This is a genomic window from Paenibacillus sp. FSL H7-0940 (assembly GCF_037979415.1).
Lineage (GTDB): Bacteria > Bacillota > Bacilli > Paenibacillales > Paenibacillaceae > Paenibacillus > Paenibacillus amylolyticus.
Genome location: NZ_CP150280.1, coordinates 6834025 through 6858647 on the forward strand (window position 1 = coordinate 6834025; position 24623 = coordinate 6858647).

The window sequence follows — 24623 nt, forward strand, 5'->3', positions numbered from 1 at the left end:
TACAAATGTATTTCGGACGGGGGAACGGATATGAACATTCAACCATTGTCACTGAGTGATCTGGAGACGTTGGGACAGTTATGGAGACTACAACATGTGGCCTATCGATTGGAAGCCGAAATCATCGGATTTCAGGAGATTCCTCCTTTGATGGATACGATGGAGACACTTCGGGATTGTGGAGAGAGTTTTTATGGCTGTATCCATGATGACGGAGAGCTTATCGGGGCTGTCGCTGTAGCGGAGGAAGAGGAGAATACACTGACCATTACACGAATGATGGTGCACCCGGATCACTTTCGTAAGGGAATTGCGGCATCTTTAATGACATATGTGTTGGAACAACATGCGGATCTTCCGCGTTATATCGTCTCCACAGGAACGCTGAATCAACCCGCAGTGAATCTGTACACCAAATTTGGTTTTAATCCCGTAGAGGTCACACAGATTGCACCTGGAGTGGAATTAACGACTTTTCACAAGAATAAACTTTAATAATATTAACAACTTGAGGAGGAATACCGACTTTGGGCGATCCCTGGTTCATTGATGAGTGGCACATTTTATTACGATTATTGCTGGCTATGCTGCTTGGAGGGCTCGTAGGCCTGGAGCGGGAACGGTCCAATCATGCTGCCGGTTTGCGTACCCATATCTTGGTATGTCTTGGCTCTGCACTGATCATGATGTTATCTGTTTATGGCTTTAAAGATTTTGCTAATGAATTAAATGTAAGGATCGATCCAGCGCGTTTGGCTACTGCTGTAATTACTGGTGTCGGATTCCTGGGAGCAGGGACAATTCTCTTCACGGGAAAATCCATTACCGGACTGACTACAGCAGCTTCAATCTGGGTTGTTGCAGCCATAGGGCTCGCAGCAGGTGCGGGATTCTTTTTTGCCTCTATCGTATCCACCGTTCTGGTATTACTTAATCTCTGGGTCTTTAACAAATTAGAGCTGAGGTATTTGCGAGGGAACAAACTGCATGTTGTTACACTTCATACCTTGTCAGAACCCGGTTTTCTCGAACAACTGTCTTCATGTATGGAGCAGGAGAAGATCAAAATTCGTAAAATCACCGTAAATGAACAAGACCTGGCTTATGCAGAGATGGTGTCAGTTGAACGTAAAATTGAGATTGTGCTGCATGTTCAGGTACCGCATGATTTCCAAACGGTAGGCTTGGTATCCAAGTTAAGACAATGGGAACATGTTACCAAGGTATCGATCGAATAATGAATTACAACCCTCCCCAGGCCAGTAGTGCCGGAGGGTTTTTGGTCATATCCATATTTCTTCCAGTTACTCTCCTTGCTCTTTAGGGTACTATCTAACCAAATGCATGAAGAGCGGAAGGTCAGATCAGAAGAGAGGAGTATGTTATGAAACGGAGACTTCAATTGAACAAAAAGACCCGTACAGTTCAGACCAAACCGGTCAGAAATCGGACTCACAAGTTTATTGCGGGATTACTGAGTGCCATTATTCCTGGTCTGGGTCATATTTATCTGAGATTGTACATGAGGGGTTTGACCTTTATGCTGCTTGTTTTGCTTGATCTGTCAGCAGTGTTGTACTTCTCATCTATTGGTATACAGATCAATGTGCCATTGCTCATCTTGCTGGCTTTGTGTATTCCGGTTATTTACTTTTACAATGTATATGATGTGTTGCAATCTGCAGATTGGGTCATGATGCGCAGACGTAGAGCAGTAACCCAGGCAACTTCGGACAAGCCGATAACCAATGAACGTTCTACACGAGATGCAATGATGGTCTGGGAGAGAGGCATATCGTTTGGATTACTTCTGATTGTGGGAGGGTCTTTGATGGTACTGTTTTTCCGCAAACCACGTTGGTTTCAAGAGCTTCTCGCCATGTACGGCGGATATTCATTTGCGGTTCTCATGATCGTAGGCGGTTTGCTTCTGTTTGGTCGTGAGTTCTGGGTGATGTTGAACAAGAAAAAAATGTAGTGGAAACGATACAAGGAGGGAACGTGATGAACCGTAAAGTCCGGGTTGGCCGCTATACGGCTGCCGCCTTAATCATAGCGGTCGGTGTGCTGTTGATTTTGGATAAACGGTGGGGAACTGACTACGTATATGAGATGGTGGACTGGTGGCCATTTTTGCTCGTTGTTTTGGGTGTTGAATATATTGTGCTGTTTCTGTGGACACGCAGAAGAAACAAGGTGCAATCGGATAACCCGAGCAATCCTGATGAGCAAATCAAAGTACGTTTCAGACCCGATGCCAAAGGCATTCTAACCTCATTGATTTTGGCAGCTTCCGTATTTATCGTCACCGAGCAGGATCACTACATGCACTTATGGAATAGAGTGAGTCTAAATCTCGGAGCGGCATCTATGGACTACAGTCAAGCGGCAGGATATATGGAGGATAAGGGCACGATTCGTGTACCTGTTCGCATGGATACGTCAGATCTGGTGGTTGAAGGTGTCAACGGAGATATCTCGGTACAACGCGGAGATACGGATGAGATTGAAGTACGGACGGTGATCTGGGTAGATCAGACGACGGAAGTACAGGCAAAGGCCGTTGCAGCAGCCTCTTTTGTAGAGGCCGATGGTACAAAAGTGATTTATATCAAAGCTACAGGCAAGACGTATGGAGACAATGAAAAAACGCAGCCGCGTATGAATCTTACCATTACGATCCCGGATGATCGTCGTTTTAATCTGGATATTCGAACTTCCAATGGAGCCATATTATTAAACCGTCCGGAAGCCATTAGTACCATACTGGCTGAAACGGGTAACGGACGTATCCGGATTACCAATGCTGTTGGAGATATCTCCGGGAAAACGTTGAACGGGGATGTCATTGTAGCCAACGCCATTGGTAATGTCGATCTGGACAGTAACCGTGGAGATATGAAGGCTCGCGGTATTTCCGGCGATGTAGATCTTGCTACACAAGTGGGAAGTATCAGTATTGCGGACTCCGTTGGTGAATTCATCGCAGAGACACGCAACGGCAATATTACGCTGGATGGAGCCAATCTGGGAATCAAAGCCCAATCACTTAATGGCAGTATTAACATCGTATCTACCAAAGTCGGAGGGGACTGGGATGTGTACAGTGCGGTGGGAGCCATTAACGTATTACTTCCTGATCGTGGAGACTACAGTCTTGCGGGTTCCAGCAGTTATGGAGATTTAAGTACGGATCTGCCGTTCAAAGTACAGAATAAAACCATAGAAGGCCAGCTCGGTGAGGGCGAGTACAGGGTGAAAATTGAAGGCAACAGTGATCTCACCATTCAGAGCAACCCGGCTGTGTCTACGCCTGAAACAGTTACACCTGATTCTGAAGATACGGCTGAGAATCTGGAACAGACTACCGAGGACGGACCAAATTCCCAGTAGGATTCTACAGAGGTTCCTTGACTGCCGCGTTGACAATAAACTTGTAATCGCCGTACAATAAATGTACACTGGCAAGATTACACGGCATGAAAGATGGATTGTCGTTCTTAATGGCCGGGAATCAACTCTGAGCGAGGAGACAGTAACTTACTCTTCACCAGAGAATGAAAGGTAAGGCGGTGGGTTTTATGGCAACACGTGTCCAACATGCGTTGGAGCATCTGAAAACGACCGGTGTCCGTATTACACCCCAGCGTCATGCCATATTGAACTATCTGATGGAATCCATGGGGCATCCGACAGCCGATGAAATTTACCGAGCCCTTGAACCCCAATTTCCCAGTATGAGCGTGGCAACGGTATATAATAATTTGAAGATGTTTCTGGAAGCTGGCATGGTCCGGGAATTGACATACGGAGATAATTCAAGTCGCTTCGATGCCAATGTGACGGATCATTATCATGTTATCTGTGATCAATGCGGCAAGATTGAAGACTTCAGCTATCCTTCACTCAAAAGTGTAGAGCTTCAGGCGGAGTCTAGTACAGGATTCGAAGTACACGGTCACCGATTGGAAGTATATGGTGTTTGCAAAAGTTGCAGGGATTAAGAGAGTTGAATTACAATATTAACGTGCAGAATTCAGTATGGATTCTACACGTTTTTTTTTAGCATTTATGCAAAATGCTCATTTTTATAACAACTTATGCGCACATCCTTATGATCAGCATAATTAACGGAGGTAGACGTTTGGGTAGAAAAAGCAGATATACACGTCAGAAGCGACGTTCATTTTGGCCTGGTTTTCTCGGGGCTTGTCTGATCGCCGGGGGGGCTTACTGGCTTATAACAAATGTATGGTTGAACCAGACCCATGAAGACCCCGACTGGGTAGGAAGAAGCCAGCCTATTTTTGTAGATGGGCAACTGATGGATGGAGACGCTCTGGGTACAGGAGATCAACTCAAGTTGCCTGTAGATGTGCTGCAAGAAGCGATTGATGCAGGCATACGTTATGAATCAGAATCGGGAGATATCATTATTGCCTCTCCTCAGCGAGTCCTTCATATGAAAGATGGAAGCACACAAGCAGAACTTAATCACAAAGAATATCCTATGACAGTTAAGCCTGAGGTTAAGGACGGAGAAGCCTATATTCCGCTCAAACCTTTGAAAGAAGTATATGGCATAACCGTACAGGAAGATTCAGTAACAGGTGCTGTGCTGCTGATGCGTGGTGGAGACATGATACAGTATGCAGAGATTGATACGTTATCATCCAAAGCGGACAAGACGGTGCCGTTATATAAACGTGGGGGAGAATCCTCACCAATCATTGCCGACATGGAAAAGGATGCACGGGTACGTGTATGGCAGACGGGTGATAAACAGAGTTTTGTTCAACTCGATAATGGATATGCCGGATATGTAGATAATGATTATATTGTCCTCACCGAGAAAAAGAAGGTGGACTTGCCCAAGTATACGCTGACTGCAGCAGAGAAGAAGTGGCAGAATAAACCGGTAAATCTGGTTTGGGAAGCCGTGTACAATCGTCAGCCTGATGTGGGCTCTATCGGTAAAATGCCAGGTGTGAATGTGGTCAGCCCCACATGGTTTCATATTACGGATGGACAGGGCACTGTGAAAAGCAAGGGAAACCAAGCTTATGTGAACTGGGCTCACCGTTCGGGTATGGAAGTATGGGGACTAATGGATAACAGCTTTGATCCGGACGTTACAAAAGAAGCTGTAGCTTCTTACGAGACACGCACTCATATTATTGAGCAGATGTTAGAGTATGCACAGACGTATCAACTGGATGGTATCAACATCGATTTTGAGAACGTGTATACCGATGACGGGCCGAATATTACGCAGTTTGTGCGCGAGATCAAGGCGATGGCTCGTATACATGGATTGATGTTATCAATTGATGTAACACCAAAATCAAACAGTGAGATGTGGTCTGCCTTTCTGGATCGCCGTGCATTAGGTTCTTTTGCAGACTATGTTATTGTGATGGCTTATGATGAACATTGGGCGGCCAGTCCCAAGGCAGGTTCGGTAGCATCTCTGCCTTGGACCGAGGCTTCCATGAGACGCATACTTGAGGAGGATGAAGTCCCTTCTAACAAGTTGATCATGGCGGTTCCGCTCTATACCCGGATATGGACGGAAGAGACGAATGATCAGGGTGAGGTTAAAGTGTCTTCCAAAGCGGTGGGCATGAATGCCATTGTGGAGCTGATTCAAGAGAAGAAACTCAAACCTGAACTGGATCAGGCAAGTGGACAGAACTATGTGGAATATAAGGAAGACGGAGCTACCAAGAAAATATGGATCGAAGATGCCGTGTCCCTTCAGGCGCGTGTGGATTTGATTGCTTCGCTGAAGCTGGGCGGAGTAGCTGCGTGGAATCGAAGTTTTGCTAATGCTTCTGCATGGGAGGTATTAAAGCAGGCCGGGTACCAGAAATAATTTACTCGAACTCAGAGTGTCTGCTTGCTCCAATTTATTTTCACTAAGTTCAAATTTTCTCATTGGATACCATCATACGTACAGTCTAGCGTTTTATTGGTCGTAGAACTTATAACGTAACTTCATATTTTAGCTATCGATAACAGCAATAAGGGCTCACTTATAAGCCAAGTCCAAAAAAGGTCCGGTAAACATACCGGGCCTTTTTTTGTTATGGCTTTAGCCAGTTGAGTGCGTGAAACGCGCGAAACAAAAAACCACCCGTTATGCGGGTGGAGGGATCGAGGGTTTGACCACCAAGACCATTCCGATAAAATTGAGATGTTCAGGCTCAAAAGAAAGGAATGGTCTTCGATGGCAAACAAGAGCTATAGCCTAGCTCACACAAAGTGGATGTGCAAATACCACATTGTATTTACCCCGAAGTATAGACGGAAAGAAATCTATAATCAAGTGAGAAAAGATTTAATCGAAATTTTCAAACGTCTGTGTAAGTACAAGGGAGTAGAAATTATAGAAGGTCACATGATGCCCGATCATGTTCACATGTTGGTAGCGATTCCACCGAAAATGGCAGTCTCCACGTTCATGGGATATCTAAAGGGAAAAAGTTCACTAATGATACTCGAGAAGCATGCCCAGCTCAAGTATAAATACGGCAATCGAAAGTTTTGGGCAGAAGGGTACTATGTGAGTACAGTGGGTCTAAATGAAGCAACGGTAAGAAAGTATATTCGTGAACAAGAAGCACATGATCAAGCGTTAGATAAGCTGAGTGTAAAAGAATACGAAGATCCATTCAGCAGTAATCGGAGCAAAAAGAAGTAAAACCAGTTTAACTGGTGAGTGAAAGTGACAAATAACACTGAGCCTGAACAGCCCTGCTGTCAGGCTAGCGTCTTTAGGCGCAGTTTGGCAACAGGGGGTTATACCCCAAGAGCAAACCACCCGTTGGACGGGTGGTCCTGATTCTTCAATGAAATTAAGGTGAAAGACATTTAACGGTTGGAGACCATTTTGTGCTAACCATCGGTGGGGGGAGCTTGTGTAGAAGGCGCTTTCAGTTGTTGACTGGTCATGTTGGCTTTATTAGGGTCCAGGGTGAGGATGGTATGACAGAACATACAACGATCCGTTTTGCCAAGCATTTTGGTTAACTTCCCGCATTCCGGACAGTCGACTTGTACTGCGCTGGTGGAGAGCATACCCGCCCAGAAATAAATGGCTAGACTGGCCATCATGGCAATCAGTCCGATGACGAGTCCTACAGCTGCGAATACCTTGCCTGCATGTCCCCAGAAAACAATCCCGGCTGTTCCCAGTATCATTAGGCCCATACCTAGCATGGTCAGTAGTAATCCCCAAGTGCGAAAAGCATTAATTTTTGCTGATTTAAAAATCATGAAAAATGCTCCTATCGTATGAGTAGTATTGGACCTGGAAAAGAAGGAAACTTCAGTCTGGATGTAGAATTACATTATAACTGACTTGGCGCTTATCTGCCATGAAATGTATGGAGGGAATCGTGGAATTAAAGAACCTTGCTTTTTTGTCCGAACAGTCGGAAGAGACAGGGGCAGTTGGGGCTATCGCTTATTCCCACCCGGGAGAGCGATTCCACGGCTCCCTAATTCAAGATTTCGAATTATTAGTACTTGTTGTTCATAATGATGATCAATTGAAGTCGACGGTCGGACATTACAGATATGGTGATCTTCGTTATCAGATGATCTATGCGAGCCGTCATGAATTAAAGAGGAGTGTAGTAACCGGGAATCATAATAATCTCACCCAGTGTCTGATTGAAGGTGAGATTATCTGGGAAGCGGACAGCGCCTTAAGTGATTTGCGAGAAGAACTGTCTACCTTTGGGGCAGAATTGCGTGAGCAGAAGCTGCTTCATGAATTCACCAGTTTCTTGAGAATGTATGTGGAGGCCAAACGTCATATTCAGGAAGGTCATGTTGTAGACGCCTACTACAATGTATTAGAGGCTCTGGGGAACTGGGCAAGAATTGTATTGATTGAACAGGGGATATACCCGGATCATGCCGTCTGGACACATGTGCAGAATCTGGATCGCGCTTTATGGAAACTTTATCAAGAGCTTACCGTAAGCTCGGAGACGCTGGAGCAACGAGTAGAGCTTGTCCTGCTTGCCTGTGAGTTTTCCGTAATGTCCAAAATGAGTGAGTGCTCAGAACTGCTGCTGCGTGTGTTAAGAAGTCGCAAGGAGCCGTGGAGCATGAATGAACTTGTTCATCATCCACAGTTAAGATTTGTTCGAGAAGATCTGCCTTTGGTAATACGTAAGCTGGTCTTTCGTTCTATTGTAAAAGAATCGGCAGGATGGCCATCAATCGGAGGAGAGGGCCGGGAAATTCGGTATTGGATTGAGGCATAACCTTCTCCAGAGGCCTGACATTATATTGATAACATAAGGGAGGGGAAACCTTCCTTTTTTGTTTGTTTAATAATTTATAAAAAGATGTTGACTCTCATTCACGATATATGATACATTATATTTCGTTCCTCAAACGAGATTATCGCCAACAAACGATAAATTCTTCAGAGGAAAAGTGAAGAACTAAAGCTTCAAAAAAGAAATTAAAAAAAGTTCTTGACGAAAACAAACGAAATGTGTTACATTATTTAAGTCGCCGCCGAAACTTGGTTGAGACGAAAAAAAGTAAAACAAATCGTGTTTGATCTTTGAAAACTGAACAACGAGTGAGTAAACATTCTGCTTGCAGAATGAACGCGAAAGTTTGAGACAAGCCTTGGCTTGAATCGACTGGAGCACAAATGAGATTTTTAATCTCGTCAGATTCAAAATGAGCTTATCGCTCTTTTCAATACTTTATTGGAGAGTTTGATCCTGGCTCAGGACGAACGCTGGCGGCATGCCTAATACATGCAAGTCGAGCGGAGTTGATAGGAAGCTTGCTTCCTTGATACTTAGCGGCGGACGGGTGAGTAACACGTAGGCAACCTGCCCTCAAGTTTGGGACAACTACCGGAAACGGTAGCTAATACCGAATAATTGTTTTCTTCGCCTGAAGAGAACTGGAAAGACGGAGCAATCTGTCACTTGGGGATGGGCCTGCGGCGCATTAGCTAGTTGGTGAGGTAACGGCTCACCAAGGCGACGATGCGTAGCCGACCTGAGAGGGTGATCGGCCACACTGGGACTGAGACACGGCCCAGACTCCTACGGGAGGCAGCAGTAGGGAATCTTCCGCAATGGGCGAAAGCCTGACGGAGCAATGCCGCGTGAGTGATGAAGGTTTTCGGATCGTAAAGCTCTGTTGCCAGGGAAGAACGCTTGGGAGAGTAACTGCTCTCAAGGTGACGGTACCTGAGAAGAAAGCCCCGGCTAACTACGTGCCAGCAGCCGCGGTAATACGTAGGGGGCAAGCGTTGTCCGGAATTATTGGGCGTAAAGCGCGCGCAGGCGGTCATTTAAGTCTGGTGTTTAATCCCGGGGCTCAACCCCGGATCGCACTGGAAACTGGGTGACTTGAGTGCAGAAGAGGAGAGTGGAATTCCACGTGTAGCGGTGAAATGCGTAGATATGTGGAGGAACACCAGTGGCGAAGGCGACTCTCTGGGCTGTAACTGACGCTGAGGCGCGAAAGCGTGGGGAGCAAACAGGATTAGATACCCTGGTAGTCCACGCCGTAAACGATGAGTGCTAGGTGTTAGGGGTTTCGATACCCTTGGTGCCGAAGTTAACACATTAAGCACTCCGCCTGGGGAGTACGGTCGCAAGACTGAAACTCAAAGGAATTGACGGGGACCCGCACAAGCAGTGGAGTATGTGGTTTAATTCGAAGCAACGCGAAGAACCTTACCAGGTCTTGACATCCCTCTGATCGATGCAGAGATGTATCTTTCCTTCGGGACAGAGGAGACAGGTGGTGCATGGTTGTCGTCAGCTCGTGTCGTGAGATGTTGGGTTAAGTCCCGCAACGAGCGCAACCCTTATATTTAGTTGCCAGCATTTCGGATGGGCACTCTAGATAGACTGCCGGTGACAAACCGGAGGAAGGTGGGGATGACGTCAAATCATCATGCCCCTTATGACCTGGGCTACACACGTACTACAATGGCCGGTACAACGGGCTGCGAAATCGCGAGATGGAGCCAATCCCAACAAAGCCGGTCTCAGTTCGGATTGCAGGCTGCAACTCGCCTGCATGAAGTCGGAATTGCTAGTAATCGCGGATCAGCATGCCGCGGTGAATACGTTCCCGGGTCTTGTACACACCGCCCGTCACACCACGAGAGTTTATAACACCCGAAGTCGGTGGGGTAACCGCAAGGAGCCAGCCGCCGAAGGTGGGATAGATGATTGGGGTGAAGTCGTAACAAGGTAGCCGTATCGGAAGGTGCGGCTGGATCACCTCCTTTCTATGGAGAATCGTTTCCTGCAACGGAAACATTCAAATACGCAGCTTAGCTGCAAAACACTCACTCGTTGTTCGGTTTTGAGAGCTCAAACTCTCAAACAGCTTGCTTTTGCATGGAGCTTGTTCTTTGAAAACTAGATATCGAAACGAAACAAACGCGAATTAGAACATTCCTTTAAGCTGATCTTGTGTAAACAAGTGAAGTGTTTTTATAAGGTAGATTGCACGTACGATGGTATCGAATGGGAGCGACTTTTGGCTTTGCGCAAGCAAAACAAGGGAAGCGAGCAGTCGAAACCGGAGCACGAGGTTAAGCTACTAAGAGCACACGGAGGATGCCTAGGCGCTAGGAGCCGATGAAGGACGTGGCGAACAACGAAACTGCCTCGGGGAGCTGTAAGCAAGCTTTGATCCGGGGGTGTCCGAATGGGGAAACCCAGCTGGGGTAATTTCCAGTTACTCATAACTGAATACATAGGTTATGCAGAGGCATACCAGGGGAACTGAAACATCTAAGTACCCTGAGGAAGAGAAAACAATAGTGATTCCGTCAGTAGCGGCGAGCGAACGCGGAGAAGCCCAAACCAAAGAGCTTGCTCTTTGGGGTTGTGGGACGTCTCACATGGAGTTACAAAGGAACCGGTTAAGCGAAGAGGTCTGGAAAGGCCCGCCAAAGAAGGTAAAAGCCCTGTAGTTGAAAGTCTGTTCCCTCCGAGACGGATCCCGAGTAGTGCGGGGCACGTGAAACCCCGTATGAATCCGGCAGGACCATCTGCCAAGGCTAAATACTTCCTAGCGACCGATAGTGAAGCAGTACCGTGAGGGAAAGGTGAAAAGCACCCCGGAAGGGGAGTGAAATAGAACCTGAAACCGTGTGCTTACAAAAAGTCAGAGCCCGTTTTAGGGGTGATGGCGTGCCTTTTGTAGAATGAACCGGCGAGTTACGTTCCCGTGCAAGGTTAAGGTGAAGAGCCGGAGCCGCAGCGAAAGCGAGTCTGAATAGGGCGACTTAGTACGTGGACGTAGACCCGAAACCGGGTGATCTACCCCTGTCCAGGGTGAAGGTGCGGTAACACGCACTGGAGGCCCGAACCCACGCATGTTGAAAAATGCGGGGATGAGGTGGGGGTAGCGGAGAAATTCCAATCGAACTCGGAGATAGCTGGTTCTCCCCGAAATAGCTTTAGGGCTAGCCTCGGAAAACAGAGTCGTGGAGGTAGAGCACTGATTGGGTGCGGGGCCCGCAAGGGTTACCAAGCTCAGTCAAACTCCGAATGCCATAGACTTACTTCCGGGAGTCAGACAGTGAGTGCTAAGATCCATTGTCAAAAGGGAAACAGCCCAGACCATCAGCTAAGGTCCCCAAGTGTGTGTTAAGTGGGAAAGGATGTGGAGTTGCACAGACAACCAGGATGTTGGCTTAGAAGCAGCCACCATTGAAAGAGTGCGTAATAGCTCACTGGTCGAGTGACTCTGCGCCGAAAATGTAACGGGGCTAAACACACCACCGAAGCTATGGCTTGATGCTTTGCATCAGGGGTAGGGGAGCGTTGTATAAGGGTTGAAGGTGTACCGTAAGGAGCGCTGGACATTATACAAGTGAGAATGCCGGTATGAGTAACGAAAAGATCAGTGAGAATCTGATCCGCCGAAAGCCTAAGGGTTCCTGAGGAAGGCTCGTCCGCTCAGGGTAAGTCGGGACCTAAGGCGAGGCCGAAAGGCGTAGTCGAAGGACAACAGGTCGAAATTCCTGTACCACCGTAAGCCGTTATGAGCAATGGGGGGACGCAGTAGGGTAGTGACGCGGACTGATGGATGTCCGTCTAAGCAGTAAGGCTGATGTGTAGGCAAATCCGCACATTGTAAGGCTGAGCTGTGATGGGGAGCGAAAATTATAGTAGCGAAGGTCATGATCTCACACTGCCAAGAAAAGCCTCTAGCCAGGTGATGGTGCCCGTACCGCAAACCGACACAGGTAGGCGAGAAGAGTATTCTAAGGCGCGCGGAAGAACTCTCGTTAAGGAACTCGGCAAAATGACCCCGTAACTTCGGGAGAAGGGGTGCCCCGGTAGTGTGAATAGCACGAGGGGGCCGCAGTGAAAAGGCCCAAGCGACTGTTTAGCAAAAACACAGGTCTGTGCGAAGCCGTAAGGCGAAGTATACGGGCTGACGCCTGCCCGGTGCTGGAAGGTTAAGGGGAGTGGTTAGGAGCAATCCGAAGCTGTGAACCGAAGCCCCAGTAAACGGCGGCCGTAACTATAACGGTCCTAAGGTAGCGAAATTCCTTGTCAGGTAAATTCTGACCCGCACGAATGGCGTAACGACTTGGGCGCTGTCTCAACGAGAGATCCGGTGAAATTTTAATACCTGTGAAGATGCAGGTTACCCGCGACAAGACGGAAAGACCCCATGGAGCTTTACTGCAGCTTGATATTGAATTTGGGTACGATCTGTACAGGATAGGTGGGAGCCTTTGAAACGTGAGCGCCAGCTTGCGTGGAGGCAACGTTGGGATACCACCCTGATCGTATCTAGGTTCTAACCTGGTACCGTAATCCGGTGCGGGGACAGTGTCAGGTGGGCAGTTTGACTGGGGCGGTCGCCTCCTAAAGAGTAACGGAGGCGCCCAAAGGTTCCCTCAGAATGGTTGGAAATCATTCGAAGAGTGCAAAGGCATAAGGGAGCTTGACTGCGAGACCTACAAGTCGAGCAGGGACGAAAGTCGGGCTTAGTGATCCGGTGGTACCGCATGGAAGGGCCATCGCTCAACGGATAAAAGCTACCCTGGGGATAACAGGCTTATCTCCCCCAAGAGTCCACATCGACGGGGAGGTTTGGCACCTCGATGTCGGCTCATCGCATCCTGGGGCTGAAGTAGGTCCCAAGGGTTGGGCTGTTCGCCCATTAAAGCGGTACGCGAGCTGGGTTCAGAACGTCGTGAGACAGTTCGGTCCCTATCTGTCGTGGGCGTAGGAAATTTGAGAGGAGCTGTCCTTAGTACGAGAGGACCGGGATGGACGTACCGCTGGTGTACCAGTTGTTCCGCCAGGAGCACCGCTGGGTAGCTATGTACGGACGGGATAAACGCTGAAAGCATCTAAGCGTGAAGCCCCCCTCAAGATGAGATTTCCCAGTATGTAAGACCCCTTGAAGACGACGAGGTAGATAGGCTGGGGGTGGAAGTGCAGCAATGCATGGAGCTGACCAGTACTAATCGGTCGAGGGCTTATCCAATAGCAAGTTGTAATTCGCATGTTTCGTTTCGAATCTAGTTTTCAGAGAACAACAACTCTGAAGCATATTCCCTGATAGCTCAGTTGGTAGAGCACTCGACTGTTAATCGAGTTGTCACAGGTTCGAGCCCTGTTCGGGGAGCCATATGGAGAGGTGTCCGAGCTGGCCGAAGGAGCACGATTGGAAATCGTGTAGGCGTCACAAGCGTCTCGAGGGTTCGAATCCCTCTCTCTCCGCCATAATATTAAGGCCCGTTGGTCAAGGGGTTAAGACACCTCCCTTTCACGGAGGTAACAGGGGTTCGAATCCCCTACGGGTCATAATAACTTCAAAAAAAGAAGTTGATTTTTATAACAAGATTATGGTATGATCATAAATGTGTTGTTCGGAGGCTTAGCTCAGCTGGGAGAGCATCTGCCTTACAAGCAGAGGGTCGGGGGTTCGATCCCCTCAGCCTCCACCATATAAACTTTATAACGACGCGGGGTGGAGCAGCCCGGTAGCTCGTCGGGCTCATAACCCGAAGGCCGCAGGTTCAAATCCTGCCCCCGCAATTATACTTTCCTTTGAGAAAGTGATCTGGAACCGTGGTGTAGTTGGCCTAACATGCCTGCCTGTCACGCAGGAGATCGCGGGTTCGAATCCCGTCGGTTCCGCCATTTAATCTTTACATGAGGCAAACTGTTCACTACATCTGCTGTATGGCACTGATGCCCTATATAAAGTGTAAGGAATTAAGATTAGACTTTATTATGGCTCGGTAGCTCAGTCGGTAGAGCAGAGGACTGAAAATCCTCGTGTCGGCGGTTCGATTCCGTCCCGAGCCACCATTTTTAAAATAATTTAATAAGCCGGTGTAGCTCAACTGGTAGAGCAACTGACTTGTAATCAGTAGGTTGGGGGTTCAAGTCCTCTCGCCGGCACCATGTAATCCTGGAGGATTAGCGAAGTGGCCAAACGCATCAGACTGTAAATCTGCTCCCGTACGGGTTCGGTGGTTCGAATCCATCATCCTCCACCAGTTTTTAGGGGCATAGTTTAAAGGTAGAACAACGGTCTCCAAAACCGTTGGTGTGGGTTCAATTCCTGCTGCCCCTGCCAATTAACTTTTTAGAAATTAACCTTTTATGGCGGTCGTGGCGAAGTGGTTAACGCACCGGTTTGTGGATCCGGCATTCGGGGGTTCAATTCCCCTCGATCGCCCCTTTGTTTTTTCATTTTTTATTGGGGATTAGCCAAGCGGTAAGGCAACGGACTTTGACTCCGTCATGCATAGGTTCAAATCCTATATCCCCAGCCATTATGCGGACGTGGCTCAGCGGTAGAGCATCGCCTTGCCAAGGCGAGGGTCGCGGGTTCGATTCCCGTCGTCCGCTCCAAAATATGGCGCCATAGCCAAGTGGTAAGGCACAGCTCTGCAAAAGCTTTATCCCCAGTTCGAATCTGGGTGGCGCCTCCAGCATATGCCGGCGTGGCGGAATGGCAGACGCGCTCGACTCAAAATCGAGTGGGAAACCGTGGAGGTTCGAGTCCTCTCGCCGGTATATTGAATAGCCCTACATGTTGCTTATGCAATGTGTAGGGCTATTTTTATTTTATATGAAACGATTTATGTGCAGTAAGAAAATCTAGAGTAAGAGAAGATGGACGTTAATAAAGATTGACGTATGATTATATTGAGTATATTGTAGATAAGTAAAGTCTTTAATATGGAGGAGTGAAGTAGAGTGACTAATGGAAAAAATGTATCGGATACCGATCTGTTATTTGATCTTTCTGTATGGGAAGAGGCATGGAAGAATCGTCCGAGAAGTTCAAAATATAAGAAGAAAAGCGTCCCCTCTAATATAGAAGAAGCTTTTGAGCGATGGGCCAGGGATTATCATGCACAGTCGTTCACTGAAGAAGGAAAGCAGCGTTCTGAACGCATTATGGGCTGGATTGAAAACCAGGGTGTGGAATTCGCAGGGTTATCCATTTTGGACATTGGAGCAGCCTCAGGCATATTTACCATTCCTTTTGCGGAAAAGGGGGCAAGTGTGACGGCAGTTGAGCCTTCTGAGTTGCTTGTCTCCCTTATGAAAGAGACGATACCTCCAGCTCTGGAATCCAAAATCGAAATCGTAAACGAACGATATGAAGAAATCTCCATTAAGGATAAAGGCTGGGAGAAGAAATATGACTTTGCATTTGCATCCATGTGTCCGGCGATGTCGGATTGGGAAACCATTGAGCAGGCGATCAATTGTGCCCGGAAGTATGTGTATATAAGTACTATGGCGGGACAGAAGGAACACACACTAATGAATGAACTTAAGGATGTACTGGGGGTAACTTCTTCACACAAGGCCGGTGATATGGGGTATATCCAACAGTTGCTGTATTTGAAGGGTTATTCTTATACGATGATCATTACGAGAGAAGTTAACTCATTTGAAGTACCGGTGGAAGAGATTATCGAGAAGCTGCCAGAATGGCTTAATACGTATGAGTTACCATCGGATGAAGATTCCCTCAGATTGGCTGAGGATTACATTAACGATACGTACAAGAATAGTACGGTGGCCTTCTCACGTGGAGGAAGATTTGGTAAGATTCTAATTCAACTTGAACAGCCCAATATGAAAACAGTTCGCACTAAGGATAAGCGATAAATCGCATAAGCGTGGCACGTGTACTGATAATCAGGAATTGAGACTGAGACAATGTAGTCTAACGTCTAAGATGGCACTAGGAAGCATCACAACGCTGTGCCAAAAGATGAACGGTTGAAACATAGAAGTTAAGATTGCAGAAGTGAAGGTGTAACTGAAGGGAGCAGGTTATGTGCTCCCTCTTTTTTGGAGCCACTAATTCATCGACCGCTTTGAACCAGACCCTCGTTTATTTAGAGATGTTCGAGACAACGAAACAAAACACAGACCTAGTTTTCAGAGAATGATCTCTGAAGCATATTCCCTGATATTTCAGTTGGTAGAGCACTCCACGGTTAATCGAGTTGTCACAGGTCCGAGCCCTAGCCCTGTTCGGGGGGCCATATGGAGAGGTATCCGAGTTGGCCGAAGGAGTGCGACCTACAGTCGTGCTCCTTGTCTAATTTCTGTTCGATACTTCTGCTTTTTGCTTACGCTCCCGATACTGGCCGGGGGTGATTCCTTCCCATTTACGGAATGACCGGATAAAGTTTTGCGGATTGTTGTACCGAAGTCGTGCTGCGATATCTTTAACGGTTAGATCACTTTCGTCCAGCCATTTTTTAGCGATATTAAATCGGTACTTGGTCAGATATTCACTAAATGCACAGCCTGTCTCTTTGCGGAAAACACTACTTAAGTAGTTGGCATTGTAGTGAAGCTTAACAGCGCATTCCTCAAGCGTCAGATCCTTATCATAATCTTGATGAATCATGGCAATCATTTTCTCAGATATATGCTGATACTGGGCATATTGTCTCGCTTTAAAAACCTGAATGACGGGCAAGATGACTTGATGGTTAAACCACTCCTCAACTTCAGCAGCGTACTGCAAACCATGAAGTTCATGAAACATCGAGCCACGACCTTGGGAGATCTGTCCGAGTCGTATGCCGGATTCCTGAGTCATTTGCAAAATATGCGTGAGTAGCCTCGTAAGAGCCACCTCATACTCCTCCGGTGTAACCTCCATACCAAAGATCACTTCAAGCAGTTGTTTCAGAAGAGCAGAGGCCTGGACTTCGTCCGCATTTTGAATAGCTTGGATCAACGAATATTCCAATGATTCCGGGTAGGTCATGGACCAAGTGGGAGCGTAATGATCTATGTTCTCATATTGAAAAATAATGCCTGTTCCCAGCTTCATCCGATGCCTCAGTGCTTCCATGGCTTCTGTGTAAGCTTGAGGGATGTGATGTAGAGAGCTGTGCGGCTGGCTGAAACCTATACTGACTTGAAGAGCCAGAATCTTATCCATCTGTTGTTGTAACTGGTCTGTTAATACATATAGTTGCTGTGAAAAAATAAACTGATCCTGTTCAACGGTGCCAATCACCGTGACTACCGTATGTTCCAGCACAATGGGAAGCAATTGTTGGTTATGCACAACCGTTTCCTCCAATATATTTTGAATAGCGAATAATAAGAGGTCACGATCACTAGCTCTATATTTTGTATGATTAACGAGATCGGCCTGTAGTGTAATAACAGCAATTTGTTGCCATTCCCGAACCTGATGCGTGTAGCCATATTCATTCAGGGTGTCATGAAGAGTATGAACAGGGATCTTACCCTGGAACAGATTCATCATAAAATGATTGCGAATCTGCAATAGATGCACATTAAGTGTGTTCTCTAATTGGGAGCGAGAGGCAGATAATTGTGAGACCCCTGCTCTGATCTGTTCGAACTCATCAGAAAATGGTGGTGATTGCTGAGCTAATGTGTTTCCTTCTTTGGACAGATGGTTGTCACCAAGTTGGGTTAAAAGTTTACGAATCGGGACATGCATTCGCTTGGAGCCGAGCCAGGCGAGTAATAATGAAAGTAAAAGTAAGAAGATACTGATATACAAGGTGTGCAATCCGATATCGATATATTCTTGTGTCAGAATATTCGTAGGTGAGATTAGAACATAAGTCCATCCTTTTAAGGTAGAAGGGCTATACGTTAGAGAATAATGTGTATCGGCGATCTTAACTTCCCGTTTTTCAAAGCCTGTTGAAAATGTGATGGGTGATAGTTTGGTTATGTTGGCTTCCGTATCCCGATCCTGTAATCCAATGGCAGACAACGGTTGTCCAATGTATACAGGATCGGGATGGACCAAGATACGTTGTTCCCGATTCAAAATGATCAGTCCTGAGGCAGCATTGCCTATGGAGGCTTCTCCTAGTGTGTTTTGCAAAGAACAGGCAGGGATTCCGGCAATCAGGGCAGCATCGGAAGACGTATTCAGATTCGGAATAGATCTCGCAAGGGCAATATGATAAATACAGCCTGTACCGGGTGAACGCTCATCATTGCTGAACACCGATGAAGGGGAGAGCTGCCATCCAGAAGTTAACGTATCCGATATCAATTCTTTCATGGGAAGAGCCAGTGGAAAATCCGTATTACGATATAATCCGGCATGATCAATAAGCCAATTCTGAGATTGATTCACCAGAGTAATATCCAGCAAAGGTTCCCATGACCTCATATTCTGAAATTCGCTCTGTAGCTTGTCGGCAAGCAAAGGCCCTTTCCCCTCTAGTGAAGAAGAAGCAGACAGGGAGCGAAGGGTTACTGGAGAGCGAACGGCCTGATCAAGCATATAACTAACTGTAGCGAGTTTGTGTTCTACGTTGGATTGCATTTGTTCCAGCAACTGTCTGTTAGCCTGCGTACGATGCAGCTCTGTTTGGTTTGATGAATAGATAAATGCGGCAATTCCCGTTAACAAAATGGGCAGGGTGCTTAACAGGATTCCGAAGGTGATCATTTTATGGAGATAGCTGATTGGTCGCACAGTTTCAGTTCCACCCCTGACATTAGAAATAGTAACACTTTCTATTTTAGTAAACGCTTACATATAGAACAATCTAATTTTTGTTTATTTGGATAAATAAGTAATTTCACAAGAGGGTATAGAAGTAGAGATAAGGGATTGCTGATAGATGATTTTGCAGAAAAGGTTAGAGAAACGGCTTGGACTGACTATCCAATACGGAATCATGAGAAACGAAATTACAGTGTGAACGTAAATAGAGACATGGACATCATTCTCTCTACCTGGTGATATCGGGTGAAGTAGAGCCTGTATACGGGTAATAGAAGGTATCTTGGAGTGCTATTCAGCTTAGGTGGAACGTTGGTCTTATATAGGGACAGTCAAAGGTCCAACTAGATCCCCGACCTGAGTCTAGGATGAAAAACCGTCCACGGTCTGTTTTGAAAAGTCGCGGAATCCCCTAGAATAAGGACATAAGGTTAAACAAGAAACACGGAAACAAAAAAACAAGAAACAAACGAACAAATGACTCAACACATTAAAAGGAACGAATGGAAAGGGCGGTGAACAACAATTATGAGATTGAATAAGGGAAATGGCTGGGCGATTGTATTGATTGCGCTGGGTGCACTACTCCTCTTCGGAAAGTTAACTCCACTTCTTGGACACTTAATGGGTTATCTGATTCCGGTCCTGATGATTGCACTGGGATACTACGGAGTTAAACGAGGGAATGTGATGCTTGGCTGGATTGTTCTCATCATCGGTATCATCTCACTGATGGGTAAACTAGCATGGTTGATCGGACCGATCATCGCGATCGGGTTAATCATCTTTGGTATCTCAATGCTAAGCAATAACCGCAGTCATCGTGGACGGTACTAAGCTTTCACGATTATGAAAAGGAGGGACAGAACATAATGAGTGTATTTCGTCGAATGCGGGATATTACCGTAGCCAATCTGAACGAACATTTGGAGCAAAGTCAGGATCCAGTCAAACTGATTGATCAGTTCCTGGTCTCGACCCGCCAAGACATCGGTGAAGCCGAGAAACTTCGTCATCAATATGCAAGCCATACCAGACAAATGAAACAACAAGCCGATCAGGCAGCAGGTATGGTGAACAAACGGGAAGAACAGGCATCCATGGCTCTGAAAGCAGGGGAAGAACATCTTGCTAAGCTGGCCTTGCAGGAGAAAATACTCCACGAGGAAAAAATGGAACAGTACAATGAATTGTATGCACAAAGTTATGCGGCATTACAGGAGCTGGATGAACAGATCGACCAGCTGAAGGTTGAATATCAGAATGTATACAGCAAACGCCAATATTACTACGCTCGTATGCAGACGATTCAGTTACAACAACGTATGAACCAGAGAGGCAATCACAACGGTCAGAATGTACCCCGTATGTTTAACCGACTGGATGATCAAGTCTCCGATCTTGAATATGAAGCACAAAGTCTCCGCGATATCCGGCGGATGAATCAAGATGGTTCAGGAGTGACTGGCAGCATGTCATCCTCTACGCTGGATAAGGAACTGGAACGCTTAAGACAGAAATTAAACAATGACAGAAAGGAGTAGTCACAATGAATAAATTATACCGCTCGGCGCGTAATCGAAGGCTAACAGGTTTGATCGGCGGCATTTCTGAAAATCTCGGATTGAGTACCACGCTGCTACGTATCATTTTCTTCATCAGTATTTTCGCTACGGGAGGTACATCATTGTTGATCTACTTCATCGCTGCATTGGTGGTACCCAAGGAATCCAATCACGTTGATCCATATGCTTATGATTCCAACGTAAGAGGATACAAGTAAACGAAAGGAGCAAGCACATGAGCAAATTATACCGCTCAACGCGTGACCGGATGTTAACCGGCTTGTGCGGCGGAATTTCCGAAACCATCGGAATGGATTCCACCCTGCTGCGTATCATCTTTGTTATCAGTATCTTCGTAACTGGCGGCACGTCGTTGTTAATATACTTTATTGCAGCACTGGTGGTACCAAAAGAACCGTATCCGCCTTATGATCCATATGGCTACGGTCCGGGCCAAGGCCCTGGTCCTGGCAGAGGATACGACAACTATGATCATCAGCCACCAAGAGGTCCTTTTCAAAATAATCACAACCAACAAGGTCCTGGTAACTTCGGTCCCGGCCCTGGATTCAACGGCAGACCTCAATCTGGTCCCCGTTCTTATGACAACAACGCCTACGGAGCAGGAGCACCGCAAGAAAGTGAACTTGATTCCATGATGAAAGATATCGAGAAAAAAGCACTGAAAAAAGAAGTTGAAGAGCTTCGCCAAAAATTATCTCGTTACGAGAAGGGAGAAAAGTAAAATGGGAGTATTTAAACGGATTAAGGATATGACGAAAGCATCGGTAAATGATATGTTGGATAAAGTAGAGGACCCGATTGTAATGTTGAACCAGTACTTGCGTGATATGGAGGCTGAGATTCATGAGGCAGAGGTAACTGTTGCTAAACAAATGGCAAATGAGCGCCGCATGAAACAACGTTTGGATGAAGCGGAGCGTACTTCGGTACAACGTGAGTCCCAAGCAGAAGCTGCTCTGTCTAACGGTCAGGAAGAAGTGGCACGCAAATTGTTGGAAGAGAAAATCTACTTTGATCAAAAAATTACGGAGTACAGCGAACTGCATGCACAGTCCGAAGCACAAGCAAAAGATCTGTTGCAACAGTTGCATGATATGAAAGATGAGTTCTACAAAATGCGTAACAAACGTAATGAACTTGTATCCCGTGCACAAATGGCAAAAGCTAAAAAACAAATGTCTTCCATCAACAGCTTGCATTCGATCGAAAGTGGCGGCGCATCACTTGGATTCCACCGCATGGAAGAGAAAATCATGCAGCTGGAAGCTGAAGCTGACGTAGCTCGTGCACCTTATCGCAACACATCATCCACGTATACGAATCCTGTAGATGTGGAAAAACAATTCAAAGTGGATCAGCAATTACAAGCCCTCAAGAACAAAATGGGCAATGGTTCCAAGAATGAAGCGAACGGAACTTCAAAAGAATAACTGTTCGCTTAGTGGACAATATGATATTCTATAAATCGTGTATAATGTACGGTTGGTAGAACAAAAGTTAAGCCATACAGGACTTCATTGCCTGGTATGGCTTTTCCGTTGAATAAAGAGAGATTAACTTACAGAGGAGGTGCGGCGGGGATGAATCAAAAGAGTAAATGGCTTGCAGTTGTCATTATGATTATTGGCACAATGATGTTATTGAATGACAATATTAACTTCCTGACCGCTGCCGCACTGATTCTGTTAACGGTTGGAATGCTTCAAGTCCGCAATGGGGATACCCGCAAAGGTCATCGGTATCTTGGCATTGGTGCGGCACTGTTATTGCTGGATAATTTAATGATTGTATTTTTGATTGTACTTGCTTCTTTAGCTTACTTTTATTCAAAAAACAAAAAGATTCATCTGGACGAAGGCGTTATGAAGAAACAGAATTTCATGGCTCGGTACTACTGGGATCAATCATCCTGGACGTTACGTAGTATGAGTCTGTGGCATGCCATAGGTGAGGTTAACGCGGATCTATCTCTTTCGATTCCGGAGGAGAAACAAACAATTGTGCTGCTGCAAGGAGTTATGGGTAATGTTCGCCTTACACTACCAGAAGATTATGGTGTGGAGATTGAAGCATCGGTTCTTTTCGGCCGGATTAATCTTCTTGGAGAACAAGATAGCGGCATGATGAACAAATTAGTATGGAGAACGCCTGGATATGAATCCAGTGAACATAAAGCAAAATTTGTCATTTCTTATATTGTTGGCGACCTAAACATCAGTAATCCGTAGTAAAATAGATGAAGAGAAGGAGGAGACCCCGATGAAGACAAAACGACATACCGACATGGTAACCCGAAGTATGGGTGAAGGGATCCTCCTGGTTTTCATTGTGCTAGCTGTTATTTTGTATGTATTGTATACATATGGTTATCTTGCTCCGTTTACAGGCTGGCGGCATCTGATTCAATCGGGTCTGGCCTTATTGCTGCTTCTGATTGGGATTGGTGCGGTCTTTGGGTTCTATCAGAGTTACCGGGTTAAACGCCGGCTTGAACTGCTGCGGGAAACACTTCTACTGTGGGAGAAGGGCTCTCTATCACGCACTGTACCTGATCTGGGCGATGATGATGTGGGCCGTTTAAGTGAGCAACTCGGACGAATCGGCAAAAAGTGGGAAGATCAGATATCTACGCTCCAGCGATTGTCTACTCATAATGCACAGCTTGCTGAACAAGCCAGAATTACGGCTATTGTGGAAGAGCGGCAACGTTTGGCACGGGAACTGCATGATGCGGTATCGCAACAATTGTTTGCGATATCCATGACAGCAACGGCCGTTGGACGGAAGATGGAGAAGGATTTTGAACGTGCTCAGCGGCAGGTGGCTTTGATTGAGGAGATGGCTTCGGTAGCCCAGTCCGAGATGCGTGCGTTACTGTTACATCTGCGTCCAGTCTATCTGGAGGGTAAACATCTCGAACAAGGTCTGCGTGATCTGGTGATGGAACTGAAAACAAAAGTACCCATGGACATTGTGCTCGAAATGGACGAAGACATTGATCTGATCAAAGGCATCGAGAATCATCTGTTCCGGATCGTTCAGGAGGCTATGTCCAATACGTTACGGCATGCAAAAGCGGAAAAAATGGAGATACGGATCCAGCGCCGTACTGATGCGATCCGGGTATTGATTCGTGATGATGGGCAAGGCTTTGATCTGGATGAGAATAAACAAGCTTCTTACGGTCTGGCTAACATGCGTGAACGTGTTACGGAGATTGGCGGGGCCATACATTTTGTAACAGCGCCTGGTAAGGGAACGCGGATTGAGATTACGATACCTTTGATGAACGATGAAAGCGAGGAAGAACATGTCAATGGAACCGGAAGTCGAAACGGAGACGGAAACGTCGATCAAAGTATTGCTCGTGGATGATCATGAGATGGTACGTATTGGTCTTGCAGCGGTACTGGATACCGAAGATGGAATTGAAGTTGTTGGTGAAGCAGGTAGTGGAGAGGAAGGCATTCGGCTCGCACAGGAATATAAGCCTGATGTTGTTCTGATGGATCTGGTTATGGAAGGAATGGACGGCATTGAGGCTACTCGTCAGGTACTTAAAATGTATCCAGAGTGCAAAGTCATTGTATTGACCAGTTACTTGGATGATGAAAAAATGTATCCTGTCATTGAAGCAGGCGCATTCAGTTATCTGTTGAAAACATCAAGAGCCAATGAAGTGGCAGATGCGATTCGCGCAGCAGCTCGCGGGCAATCCGTTCTGGAGTCACAGGTGGCTTCGAAAATGATGAATCGCTTCCGGCAGCCACAGGCAGCAGCTCCTTTGCATGATGAATTGACGGACCGGGAAATGGATGTGCTCCGGTTGCTCGCCAAAGGTAAATCGAATCAGGACATCGCTGATGATCTGATCATTGGTATCAAGACGGTCAAATTCCATGTTACAAACCTACTGGCAAAATTGGGCGTAGACGACCGTACACAGGCCGCGATCTATGCTTATAAAAACGGACTTGCAGAGTAATAAGAATCATATGT

19 protein-coding genes, 16 tRNA genes and 2 rRNA genes are annotated in these 24623 nt (G+C 46.4%); 35 read left to right on the forward strand and 2 right to left on the reverse strand.

All coding sequences use genetic code 11. The annotated features are described in order from the left end of the window. Window positions 1–30 precede the first annotated feature (30 nt). The 7 genes from MHB71_RS29970 to tnpA all read left to right on the forward strand — a co-directional run bounded on the left by MHB71_RS29970 (window position 31) and on the right by tnpA (window position 6703). Window positions 31–495: a GNAT family N-acetyltransferase gene (locus tag MHB71_RS29970; RefSeq protein WP_036607041.1), complete on the forward strand. Its 465-nt coding sequence runs from the start codon at window positions 31–33 to the stop codon at window positions 493–495. A gap of 32 nt (window positions 496–527) precedes the next feature. Beyond that, window positions 528–1238: an MgtC/SapB family protein gene (locus tag MHB71_RS29975; protein WP_017692302.1), complete on the forward strand. Its 711-nt coding sequence runs from the start codon at window positions 528–530 to the stop codon at window positions 1236–1238. A gap of 146 nt (window positions 1239–1384) precedes the next feature. Then, window positions 1385–1978 (forward strand): hypothetical protein, encoded by a 594-nt coding sequence (locus MHB71_RS29980; protein WP_340028376.1) that lies wholly within the window; start codon window positions 1385–1387, stop codon window positions 1976–1978. A 26-nt stretch (window positions 1979–2004) separates the two neighbouring features. Then, complete coding sequence (locus MHB71_RS29985; protein WP_036607044.1) at window positions 2005–3393, forward strand: DUF4097 family beta strand repeat-containing protein; 1389 nt, start codon at window positions 2005–2007, stop codon at window positions 3391–3393. A 188-nt stretch (window positions 3394–3581) separates the two neighbouring features. Then, window positions 3582–4004: a peroxide-responsive transcriptional repressor PerR gene (perR, locus tag MHB71_RS29990; protein WP_026081471.1), complete on the forward strand. Its 423-nt coding sequence runs from the start codon at window positions 3582–3584 to the stop codon at window positions 4002–4004. 140 nt (window positions 4005–4144) lie between these two features. Further along, window positions 4145–5875, forward strand: a complete 1731-nt coding sequence (locus MHB71_RS29995; RefSeq protein WP_340028377.1) for a glycosyl hydrolase family 18 protein — start codon at window positions 4145–4147, stop codon at window positions 5873–5875. A 354-nt stretch (window positions 5876–6229) separates the two neighbouring features. Then, on the forward strand, window positions 6230–6703 hold the full coding sequence (gene tnpA / locus MHB71_RS30000; RefSeq protein WP_340028378.1) for an IS200/IS605 family transposase: 474 nt from the start codon (window positions 6230–6232) through the stop codon (window positions 6701–6703). Between the two features lie 194 nt (window positions 6704–6897). Here the strand turns inward: tnpA and MHB71_RS30005 are convergent, their stop codons facing one another. Further along, window positions 6898–7278 (reverse strand): DUF2614 family zinc ribbon-containing protein, encoded by a 381-nt coding sequence (locus MHB71_RS30005; RefSeq protein WP_017692307.1) that lies wholly within the window; start codon window positions 7276–7278, stop codon window positions 6898–6900. A gap of 122 nt (window positions 7279–7400) precedes the next feature. Here MHB71_RS30005 and MHB71_RS30010 point away from each other — a divergent pair, with 122 nt between their 5' ends. The 20 genes from MHB71_RS30010 (at window position 7401) to MHB71_RS30105 (ending at window position 16558) form a co-directional block, all read left to right on the forward strand. Next, window positions 7401–8279 (forward strand): nucleotidyltransferase-like protein, encoded by an 879-nt coding sequence (locus tag MHB71_RS30010; protein ID WP_315372280.1) that lies wholly within the window; start codon window positions 7401–7403, stop codon window positions 8277–8279. A 456-nt stretch (window positions 8280–8735) separates the two neighbouring features. Beyond that, a 16S ribosomal RNA gene (locus MHB71_RS30015) occupies window positions 8736–10288 on the forward strand. 307 nt (window positions 10289–10595) lie between these two features. After that, window positions 10596–13521 (forward strand): 23S ribosomal RNA (locus MHB71_RS30020). The 16S and 23S rRNA genes sit together here with 15 tRNA genes alongside, the layout of an rRNA operon. 68 nt (window positions 13522–13589) lie before the next feature. Further along, window positions 13590–13665, forward strand: a tRNA-Asn gene (locus MHB71_RS30025). Between the two features lie 3 nt (window positions 13666–13668). Next, window positions 13669–13760: transfer RNA gene (locus MHB71_RS30030), tRNA-Ser, on the forward strand. 9 nt (window positions 13761–13769) lie between these two features. Continuing rightward, window positions 13770–13841 (forward strand) — tRNA-Glu (locus tag MHB71_RS30035). Window positions 13842–13908: 67 nt separating this feature from the next. Continuing rightward, window positions 13909–13984 (forward strand) — tRNA-Val (locus MHB71_RS30040). Window positions 13985–14001: 17 nt separating this feature from the next. Then, a tRNA-Met gene (locus tag MHB71_RS30045) sits at window positions 14002–14075 on the forward strand. A gap of 27 nt (window positions 14076–14102) precedes the next feature. Further along, window positions 14103–14180, forward strand: a tRNA-Asp gene (locus MHB71_RS30050). A gap of 95 nt (window positions 14181–14275) precedes the next feature. Then, window positions 14276–14351, forward strand: a tRNA-Phe gene (locus MHB71_RS30055). Between the two features lie 20 nt (window positions 14352–14371). Continuing rightward, window positions 14372–14447 (forward strand) — tRNA-Thr (locus MHB71_RS30060). A 9-nt stretch (window positions 14448–14456) separates the two neighbouring features. Next, a tRNA-Tyr gene (locus MHB71_RS30065) sits at window positions 14457–14542 on the forward strand. A 6-nt stretch (window positions 14543–14548) separates the two neighbouring features. Continuing rightward, window positions 14549–14622, forward strand: a tRNA-Trp gene (locus MHB71_RS30070). A gap of 29 nt (window positions 14623–14651) precedes the next feature. After that, window positions 14652–14724 (forward strand) — tRNA-His (locus MHB71_RS30075). 22 nt (window positions 14725–14746) lie between these two features. After that, window positions 14747–14821: transfer RNA gene (locus tag MHB71_RS30080), tRNA-Gln, on the forward strand. A 4-nt stretch (window positions 14822–14825) separates the two neighbouring features. After that, window positions 14826–14900, forward strand: a tRNA-Gly gene (locus tag MHB71_RS30085). A gap of 6 nt (window positions 14901–14906) precedes the next feature. Further along, window positions 14907–14980: transfer RNA gene (locus MHB71_RS30090), tRNA-Cys, on the forward strand. A gap of 6 nt (window positions 14981–14986) precedes the next feature. Then, a tRNA-Leu gene (locus MHB71_RS30095) sits at window positions 14987–15065 on the forward strand. A gap of 183 nt (window positions 15066–15248) precedes the next feature. Next, window positions 15249–16175: a class I SAM-dependent methyltransferase gene (locus MHB71_RS30100; protein ID WP_340028379.1), complete on the forward strand. Its 927-nt coding sequence runs from the start codon at window positions 15249–15251 to the stop codon at window positions 16173–16175. A 301-nt stretch (window positions 16176–16476) separates the two neighbouring features. Beyond that, window positions 16477–16558, forward strand: a tRNA-Asn gene (locus MHB71_RS30105). A 56-nt stretch (window positions 16559–16614) separates the two neighbouring features. Here MHB71_RS30105 and MHB71_RS30110 read toward each other — a convergent pair. Next, window positions 16615–19005 (reverse strand): helix-turn-helix domain-containing protein, encoded by a 2391-nt coding sequence (locus MHB71_RS30110; protein WP_340028380.1) that lies wholly within the window; start codon window positions 19003–19005, stop codon window positions 16615–16617. Window positions 19006–19563: 558 nt separating this feature from the next. Between MHB71_RS30110 and MHB71_RS30115 the strand changes: the two genes are divergently transcribed. The 8 genes from MHB71_RS30115 to MHB71_RS30150 all read left to right on the forward strand — a co-directional run bounded on the left by MHB71_RS30115 (window position 19564) and on the right by MHB71_RS30150 (window position 24609). Beyond that, window positions 19564–19872: a hypothetical protein gene (locus tag MHB71_RS30115; protein ID WP_036673253.1), complete on the forward strand. Its 309-nt coding sequence runs from the start codon at window positions 19564–19566 to the stop codon at window positions 19870–19872. 35 nt (window positions 19873–19907) lie between these two features. Then, window positions 19908–20579, forward strand: coding sequence for a PspA/IM30 family protein (locus tag MHB71_RS30120; RefSeq protein WP_017692312.1), 672 nt, complete (start codon window positions 19908–19910; stop codon window positions 20577–20579). 5 nt (window positions 20580–20584) lie between these two features. After that, window positions 20585–20818, forward strand: coding sequence for a PspC domain-containing protein (locus MHB71_RS30125; protein ID WP_036673255.1), 234 nt, complete (start codon window positions 20585–20587; stop codon window positions 20816–20818). 17 nt (window positions 20819–20835) lie between these two features. Next, window positions 20836–21345, forward strand: coding sequence for a PspC domain-containing protein (locus tag MHB71_RS30130; RefSeq protein WP_017692314.1), 510 nt, complete (start codon window positions 20836–20838; stop codon window positions 21343–21345). Window position 21346: 1 nt separating this feature from the next. Continuing rightward, on the forward strand, window positions 21347–22054 hold the full coding sequence (locus MHB71_RS30135) for a PspA/IM30 family protein (protein ID WP_017692315.1): 708 nt from the start codon (window positions 21347–21349) through the stop codon (window positions 22052–22054). A 150-nt stretch (window positions 22055–22204) separates the two neighbouring features. Next, on the forward strand, window positions 22205–22852 hold the full coding sequence (gene liaF, locus MHB71_RS30140) for a cell wall-active antibiotics response protein LiaF (protein WP_036605686.1): 648 nt from the start codon (window positions 22205–22207) through the stop codon (window positions 22850–22852). Between the two features lie 31 nt (window positions 22853–22883). Continuing rightward, on the forward strand, window positions 22884–23999 hold the full coding sequence (locus MHB71_RS30145) for a sensor histidine kinase (protein ID WP_036605687.1): 1116 nt from the start codon (window positions 22884–22886) through the stop codon (window positions 23997–23999). After that, window positions 23941–24609 (forward strand): response regulator transcription factor, encoded by a 669-nt coding sequence (locus MHB71_RS30150; protein WP_091020933.1) that lies wholly within the window; start codon window positions 23941–23943, stop codon window positions 24607–24609. Before MHB71_RS30145 ends, MHB71_RS30150 begins: the two co-directional genes overlap by 59 nt. Window positions 24610–24623: the final 14 nt, after the last annotated feature.